At 60.3% G+C, this 7771-nt stretch carries 6 protein-coding genes and 1 pseudogene; 4 read left to right on the top strand and 3 right to left on the bottom strand.

The features are described from left to right. Together ABX749_RS14390 and ABX749_RS14385 are read right to left on the bottom strand one after the other, a co-directional pair. Nucleotides 1-543, bottom strand: a pseudogene (locus tag ABX749_RS14390) (3-phosphoshikimate 1-carboxyvinyltransferase); the annotation flags it as partial. Between the two features lie 129 nt (nucleotides 544-672). Continuing rightward, the gene (locus ABX749_RS14385; RefSeq protein WP_145208778.1) at nucleotides 673-945 is read right to left on the bottom strand and encodes a hypothetical protein; all 273 of its coding nucleotides are present in this window, start codon (nucleotides 943-945) and stop codon (nucleotides 673-675) included. A gap of 247 nt (nucleotides 946-1192) precedes the next feature. Between ABX749_RS14385 and ABX749_RS14380 the strand changes: the two genes are divergently transcribed. After that, on the top strand, nucleotides 1193-2017 hold the full coding sequence (locus ABX749_RS14380; RefSeq protein WP_372896586.1) for a hypothetical protein: 825 nt from the start codon (nucleotides 1193-1195) through the stop codon (nucleotides 2015-2017). Nucleotides 2018-2193: 176 nt separating this feature from the next. Here ABX749_RS14380 and ABX749_RS14375 read toward each other — a convergent pair whose 3' ends face one another. After that, nucleotides 2194-3222 (bottom strand): hypothetical protein, encoded by a 1029-nt coding sequence (locus tag ABX749_RS14375; RefSeq protein WP_372896585.1) that lies wholly within the window; start codon nucleotides 3220-3222, stop codon nucleotides 2194-2196. A gap of 263 nt (nucleotides 3223-3485) precedes the next feature. On the opposite strand from ABX749_RS14375, the gene ABX749_RS14370 reads away from it, so the two are divergent. From ABX749_RS14370 to ABX749_RS14360, 3 genes are all read left to right on the top strand, one after another. Further along, entirely contained in the window at nucleotides 3486-6158 is a 2673-nt protein-coding gene (locus ABX749_RS14370; RefSeq protein ID WP_372896584.1) for a PSD1 and planctomycete cytochrome C domain-containing protein, read from the top strand. A 218-nt stretch (nucleotides 6159-6376) separates the two neighbouring features. Then, a complete protein-coding gene (locus ABX749_RS14365; protein WP_372896583.1) occupies nucleotides 6377-6661 on the top strand; it encodes a hypothetical protein in 285 nt (94 codons plus the stop codon). A gap of 427 nt (nucleotides 6662-7088) precedes the next feature. After that, a complete protein-coding gene (locus ABX749_RS14360; RefSeq protein WP_372896582.1) occupies nucleotides 7089-7736 on the top strand; it encodes a hypothetical protein in 648 nt (215 codons plus the stop codon). Nucleotides 7737-7771 lie beyond the last annotated feature (35 nt).

The raw sequence follows: 7771 nt of genomic DNA, 5'->3' as shown, positions 1-7771 counted from the left end.
GCTGCCGCCGACGCGTATCGCTTTGTCGCTCCATCCGCGGGAACGAATCGCCACCGGTGGGCATCCGCCGGGGGATTGCGTGATGATCGAACCGAGTTGGACTTCGGCAAGGGCGTCGACCAAATCCGCGATCGGCCGTTGGTGCATGCGTTGCACGCCCGACAAGTCGTAGTTGCCGCCGGCCGCCGACAGGGCAGCGGTCAGAAAACGTATCGAGGTGCCGCTGTTGGCGATGAACAATTCATGGGTCACGTCGGTGTTCGTGCTGCGGGTCGACGCGTCGACTTGAATCGTTCGCCCGGCTTCGGAAACATTGATCGAAACGCCGCAGGTGCGGAGACTGTCGATCATCACCGCCGTGTCTTCGCTGCGTAACGCTCCCGATAGCGTGGACTGACCCTCAGCCATCGCGGCGCAGATCAGCGCCCGATTGGTCAAACTCTTACTGCCCGGCGGTCGAATCGCTCCGCGGATGGCGCCGCCCGGTTGGACAGAAACGCTGGTCGGTTCAGGGGTCAGGGTGCTCGTCGGCTGGTCGGGCATTGCATTTTCAGGGCGCGCGAAAGGGGACAGCGGCCCAGTATCGCTTGCTGGCCAGAATTCGCAAGCTGGAGGCTCTGGCTAGAAATCGCAAGCTGGCGGAGTCGCAAGCTGGAAGCGTACACCACGGGGTTAGATCGCCAGGGCGCCTTCGCGGCTGGGGACGGTGAACACACCCAACACCATCGAAGCCAACGTCAGGGTGTGGATCAACCAGACGTCATCGAGACGCATCACGGTCCGCAGCGTCACCAGGCTGATGATCACCAACGCGATCAGGAAACGGCGTTCGGCACGTCGCAACGCGTCGCCGACAGACAGCTTGGTCGACAGCAACGCCCACAGCCCAAACATGGGAAGTGCGAGGGCATTGACCACGGCGAAAAACTGGGGCAATTCGAGCATGACGATCCCTCGTCCGGCAGAGTGTTTGAAAAGCAAAAAGAAAAGGATTTCCTAACACTGCTGAGGATCGCAGGAGGAGACCTCGCAATGGAAGCCGGACTTGAGCGAAAATTCCAAGATTCGCCAAAAAGTTACAACCGATTTCCATAGACGCCGCGTTCCGGGCGCCTCCACAATGGGGTATGGCGATGACGATTCGATCGACGGCTGATCGAATCATCAGAACATCAATGGAGGGGGAGAGGTGATGTCAGAAGCAAAAGGGACGCGGTGTGGCCAGCGTATCGTCGCGGTCATTGATCTTGGGGATCACCAGCTGGGTGATGACAGTTTGTCCGGTGGTGCGGCGGCCGAACGTGAAGACCGGCGGGTCGATCAGCCGCATCCGATCCAGCGGTTCGCCCATCGACGACTTGCCGGGCAACCCCTGCTGTTACGGATGGCGGCGCGGTTGAGCGAATGCCAATGGGTCGATGAGATTTACGCGGTGGGCTGCAACTTGCCGGATTCGATGACGCAACTAAACAGCGCCGTCATCCGCCCGCTCAGTCTGCCGACGTGCCATTTGGTGGAGCGGGTCGGCGCAATCGTGGATCGCACGACGCCCCACTGGGTGTTTTATGTTCCCGCCAACCGGCCGTTTATCGACGCCGCCTTGGTCGACGGATTGTTGTCCAAGGCATCGAAAAGTGAACAGGGCGACTACTTCGGCTACACGTCGACATCTCAAGGACGAACCCCGATGGAGCATCTGGGGTTGGCCGGCGAGGTGTGTCACGCCGATGCGATCCGGCGGCTGCGACGAAACGCGGATCGCTTGTCACCCAGCCAAACGATTGCCGGATGCCTGGAGGATGCACCGGGCAACTATGAGTTGAACTTTGTGCCCGTTCCCGACGAACTGGACCGCTGCGGTTTGCGGTTCGCCATCGAAGACGAGCACGACTGGGACGAAGCGCACCTGGTCTGCGAATCCGTCCGAGAAGTCGATGCCGGATGGCAGCAGGTCGCGCGGTTGGTCAGCCAAAAGGAGCATCTGCGAGACGCGACACCCAGCGTCGATTCAATTTAGCAGCGAAGGTGTTAGCGGAACGGCGCGAGCCGTCCGGTCGCGCTTCAAAGACACTGTGAAAGACCGGAGGGCTCACGCCCTGCCGCTAACCAACAACACCCCGTTGGGTGTCAAAGTACGTGGCACTAGGCTTGCACCGTCGGCTCAGCATTCAACTTTCGCCCCTGACGACGAGTTTAACTGCGGAGCATGACACCGACGGCTTGCAGGTAGCGTTCGACGACGTCCAGTTCGACATCGCGCCACTCGGCCGCTTTGTGCCGCAGGATGGCCAGTTTGAGCGACTCGATGGCGTCGTTCAGGTCATTGGGCAACTGGGGCAGTCCGATGAAGGGTTGAACCGGTGCCGCGGGGGCTTCGGTTTCCGATCCATCGGCTTGAATGCCCGCTTCGCCGTCCTTGTTTTGGCCCGCCAGCGATTGCAGTTCTTCTTCGTCGCCGAAGTCGGGGCCTTCGAACGTGGGACCGGATTCGACGCCGCCGCTGTCGTTGTCGTATTCGCGGTTCTTTCCGTCGCCTTGCGCCGGTAGCGTGACGTCTTCGTCGGTGTCGACCTCCACGATTTGGCTGTCGGTCGGGCGGTTGCTGTCGACCGCACCTTCGGCCTGCCAGCGTTTCTCACGCATCACCGAAATGCTCCACTTCTCATTCGCGGCGCCTTCCAGCCACAGCGGAGCGTCTTCCCAGTCCAGGGCCGCCAAAAAGTGGCTCCAGTACAACCCCTGATAGCTCTGATAGGAATCGTTGAATCGCTCATAGACCCGGCGGAGTCGCCCGACGTGTGGAGCGGTCACACCGCCGACGCGTCGCGACCAGGCGTCATCGGAGTATTGGGTCGCATCGACACCCGATTCGATCAACTCGTTTCGCCACTGGCTGATGATTCGGCCTTTTTCCCAATTGGTCGTGCTGATCAATTGATTCCATTGACCGACAAACGGCTCGGCCAATGCGCTCGCCCGCTGCAAGTCTTCTTCGCTGACGGTTTCATCGCTGGCTGTTTCCTCGCTAGGAGCGGTCTGCTCCTCCCAGGCAGCTTTGGCGGCATCCAGATCGGCGTCCTGAATCACTTCGTCGGCCGTTTCGGGAGCGTCCACGGGCGGTTCGGAGGCGGCGGGGTCCGTCGGCCCTGCCGAAGGCTCCGCGATCGTGTCGGTAACTTGAGATTCCGTTTCGTTGGCGGAAGAGAGTTCGTCCTGAGGCATCAGCGTCCGAGTGGTAAAAATGTCGTGTGGAGATGATTTCGTGACCCAGTCACAGTGGTTGCACACGCTAACGAAAGAAACCGCGGCTGAAAAACGGTTGGCGGCTCGAGAACGCCTGAGTCGACGATTTTCCGATTCACACACGCCGTCTGGGCAAACTTTGACATGTGGAAAGCCTGTCGGGGACTCACCGTTTGATTTGGCGTTTTCCACTCGGTGCGGTTATTCTGTTGGCCCCACCACCACCACGCCCACCGCTCGCAATGAAATACGCCTTCGTCTTTGCCACAGCCATCGCTGTCGCAGGCTTCACCACCGCTCCGTCTTCCGCCGCGGACGTCTCGCCCACCGCGCCATCCGATGGGAAACAAGCGACGAAGATCGCTCCCGAAGAAGAAGCGTTCTTCGAGTCAAAGATTCGTCCGTTGCTGATCGAGCACTGCTACGAATGCCATTCGCGCCAATCCGGCGAATCGTCCGGTGAGTTATTCGTGGACGCTGCCGACTCGCTTCGGACCGGCGGCACGTCCGGCCCCGCACTGGTGCCCGGAGACCCGGAGGCGAGTTTGATGATCAAGGCCGTCCGGTATGACGACGCGGAGTATGAAATGCCGCCGACCGGAAAGCTCGATGAAAGCGAAATCAAACTGTTGGAGCAATGGATTCAGATGGGGGCGCCCGACCCCCGCAATTCGATCGCCGAGCCGCCGCAAAAAACATCGCCGATGGACATCGATCCTCGGTCCCACTGGGCCTTCAACGCCCCCCAACGGTTTCGCGGTGATGTCGCTGTCGGCGAAGACGATTGCGACGTGATGGACGCGATCGCCAGAGCCTTGGCAGACGACGCAGGGATTGCGCTTTCCGATCGATGCGACGACCAGACGTTGATCCGGCGTCTCTACCACGACTTGACCGGGTTGCCGCCGACGATCGCCCAGATCAACGCCTTCGTGGCCTCCAGCGACGCCGACAAGCATTTCCGTTTGGTCGATCAGCTGCTCGCCTCGCCGCAATTCGCCGAGCGATTCGCCAGGCATTGGATGGACGTTGCGCGTTACGCCGACACGATCGGGTACGCCTTGGCGGGCAAGGAGCGCCGGTTGGAAGGCAGCGATCGTTATCGCGATTGGCTGATCCGGGCGTTTGCGACCGACATCCCGCTGGACCAGATGATACGTCTGCAATTGGCCGCCGATCGATTCGATCCCGCCAACAAAAACGGCGATTTGGATGCGATGGGGTTTCTGACCGTCGGCCGCCGGTTTCTCAATCGCTACGACACCATCGACGACCGGATCGACGTCATCACGCGTGGGTTGATGGGCATGACTGTCGCCTGTGCACGCTGTCACGATCACAAGTTTGATCCGATCCCGACAACCGATTACTACTCCTTGCTCGGCATCTTGCAAAGCAGCGAGACTCCCGAAGACGCCGCCAGCCCGTTGGCCCTGGTCGACCGGGCGAAACCCGCCGACAGCCACGTGTTCCTCCGCGGTCAGCCCGGCAATCGAGGTGAAACGGCGCCACGCCAGTATCTGACCGCGCTACGAAAACCCGACGAGCCGCGGTTCACCGATGGCAGTGGTCGGCGCGAGTTGGCCGAGCGGCTTGCGTCGCACGAGAACCCGCTGGTCGCGCGCGTGTTCGTCAACCGAATCTGGATGCATCTGATCGGTCGACCGATCGTTGATTCGACCAGTGACTTCGGTGTCCGCACCGAGGCGCCGCCGTTGGTCGATGTGCTGGATGAACTGGCAGCGGAGTTTGCGGAGCATTGGAGCGTCAAGCGGCTGGTTCGACGCATCGTGACGTCGCGGGTGTATGCCCAATCGGCCGAACCCGCCGATGACCGAGCGCTGCGTCTGGATCCCGAAAACCGTCTTGCGGCACGCGGGAATCGGCGACGCCGTGATTTCGAATCCCTCCGTGATTCGGTGCTGGCGGTCAGCGGGCGACTCGATCGCACCATCGGCGGCCCGCCGGTCGAGATTCATTTGGCTTCGCCCAGCCCGCGACGAACGCTCTACGCCATGATCGATCGCCAGAACTTGCCGTCGTTGTTCCGGACGTTCGACGTTGCCAGTCCCGACGCGCACACACCCAAGCGGTTCTTCACCACCGTGCCGCAGCAAGCGCTGTTCCTGATGAATCATCCACAGATCGGCGCGTTTGCGCGGTCGCTGGCCGAGCAAGTCGAAACGAACCGCCAGGACGCTGCGGCGCAAGTCGATCGCATGTTCGAACGCATTTTGTCGCGTCCACCGAGTGCGGGGGAGCGTGAGACGTGCGTTGCGTTTTTGCGGCAGCCGGCCGGTCAGCGCGAGCAGAGATTCAATCCCCAGCTCGCCTGGCGGTATGGAACCTCGCCGGCGAACGCGGAGAGCCGCGTGACCGAGTTTCGTCCACTGGCGGTGTTCAGTGGGGCGACGTGGCAGGACCAAGACAAGTTGCCCGCAACGAGCGAACTCGGCTACGCGTCGATCGGTGCGGAGAATGGACACCCCGGGCGCAAGCATGCCGTCGTGCGACGATGGACCGCACCGGCCAGCGGTCGCGTGACGATCAGCGGCATGGTGGGGCATCGAAACGATCAAGGTGACGGCGTCGAACTGGCGATCTGGGTCGGCGATCGTCGGCTGTGGCGAGAAAACCAGAAGAGCAACAATCGTCCGTTTCGCAACTTGAGCGCCGACGTCGCCGCTGGTGAAACCGTCGATTTTGTCGTCTCCCCGCGAGCCTCAGATAGCTTCGATTCGTTTTTCTTACGGTGTCAGGTGTCGCTCAAAAGTGATCACGGCGAATACTTCGAAGGCGATTCGAAACGCGATTTTGCGGGGCCGATCGAACGGGGCAACGAAGAACCCCTGAGCCGTCTGGCGCAACTCGCCCAGACCTTGCTGCTGTCCAACGAGTTTGTGTTTGTGGATTGACGGAGCTACCGATCTCGCGGGTGATCGCGAACACGAATCGGCTGATTCTAGTCGCGGCATCTGCCGTCTGGTGACAACGAGCCACAGGCGTAGAGGGGCAATGTCGTCATGACGACACGCCCCGCGGACTGACCTTTCCCTCTGCCATCGACTCTTCGTAGACTGCGGCTTTCATGGACGAAAGTGCCAAGGTGATACGAACCACAGAGGGAAGTGAGATGTTTCGGACGCTTGTGATTCTGGGAGTTTTGGCTGTTTGCGCCTTCATGGCCGGATGGTTCACGATCCAACGTGATGAAAACGAGACGACCATCCGATTCAACCGAGAAGAAATTCGCGCCGATGCCTCCAATGCGATCGCCAAAGGCCGGGAGCTGCTCGATCGCGCCGAGGACCTACCGGAAGCCGATGAGTTGATTCCTCAACAGGCGACTCTCCCGACGACACCGCCTTGGGAACAACCCTTCTTGGACGATGCATCGGCTGCTCCGCGGCAGTACTAATGCTTCAACCCTAAGATTCCATCTTGACGAAGCAATCCAGCTAGTTCACCGGACCAATGTTCGGAAACAAAACCACGGATGGCAGCGCGAACCCACGGTTTTTTTACCCGCTGTCATCCGCGGGTTCGCGCTGCCATCCGTGGGCCAAGTCATCGTTTCATCGTTCCGCAAGTTACAGCCTGGCCCGTTTTCCGCTCCAAGTTTCGAATAGCGGAGCTGATGAAAGAATCGGGTAGCTGACAACGCTCCCGCGGGGAGCTGATTGCGATACAATCTCAACCTCGTGAATTCCAGTTTGCGGACTCCAAGGTTTCGCGTGCCAATCGTTCTGCTTGTGTGATGTCGGGCTTTCTTCGTCCGGGTGGCGAGCGTCGATTCCGTGGGAGTCCAAACCGTTTGAGATTGATGTTGAGCAGGAGTGTCGATCGTGACGAAAGATCCCTTCGCGGTGCCCGATGACGAAGCCAATCCGTTTGCGATTCAGCGGCCGGTTGCCGCGGACGCCGCGCTCAATCCCTACGCTCCCACGTCGCACGTGTCCGAGACCGAAGGGTTTGAGTCCGATGTGGAATCGTATCGGCGACGTTACCTCAGCCACGAGGCGTCGATCAAATCGGTCGGGATTCTGTATCTGATCCCCGGCGTGCTGATGCTGCTCTTCTTCGTCGGCATGGTAGGAGTGGCGGCGGTTTCGCTGCTGGTCGACGGCAATGGGATGCAAGGCATGGGGTTGGTCGAGGCGGCGTTGGTGGTCGGGCTGTACGGTGGTCTAGGGGCGGTGCAGATCTATACCGGCCTGGGACTGCGACGATTCAAGATCGCCGCGCGCCGATTGGCGACGGTGTTCAGCACTATCGGACTGCTCATGTTTCCGATCGGCACCTTGATCAACGGTTACATCCTGTACCTGCTGCAAAGCCAGAAAGGGAAAGTCGTCTTTTCCGAATCGTATCAGGACGCGATCCGTCGCACACCGCACATCAAGTACCAGACGTCATTGATCGTCAAAGTCTTGGTCGTGATCTTGATCGCGGTGATAACCCTGGTGATCGTCGCGATGTTTCTCGGCACCTAGTCGTCTATCGCAGCTCAATCTTCGGGTAGTGGGGG

The sequence above is a fragment of the Stieleria sp. genome (genome assembly GCF_041595215.1).
Classification (GTDB): Bacteria; Planctomycetota; Planctomycetia; order Pirellulales; family Pirellulaceae; genus Stieleria; species Stieleria magnilauensis.
This window is presented reverse-complemented; position numbering and strand designations above follow the sequence as displayed.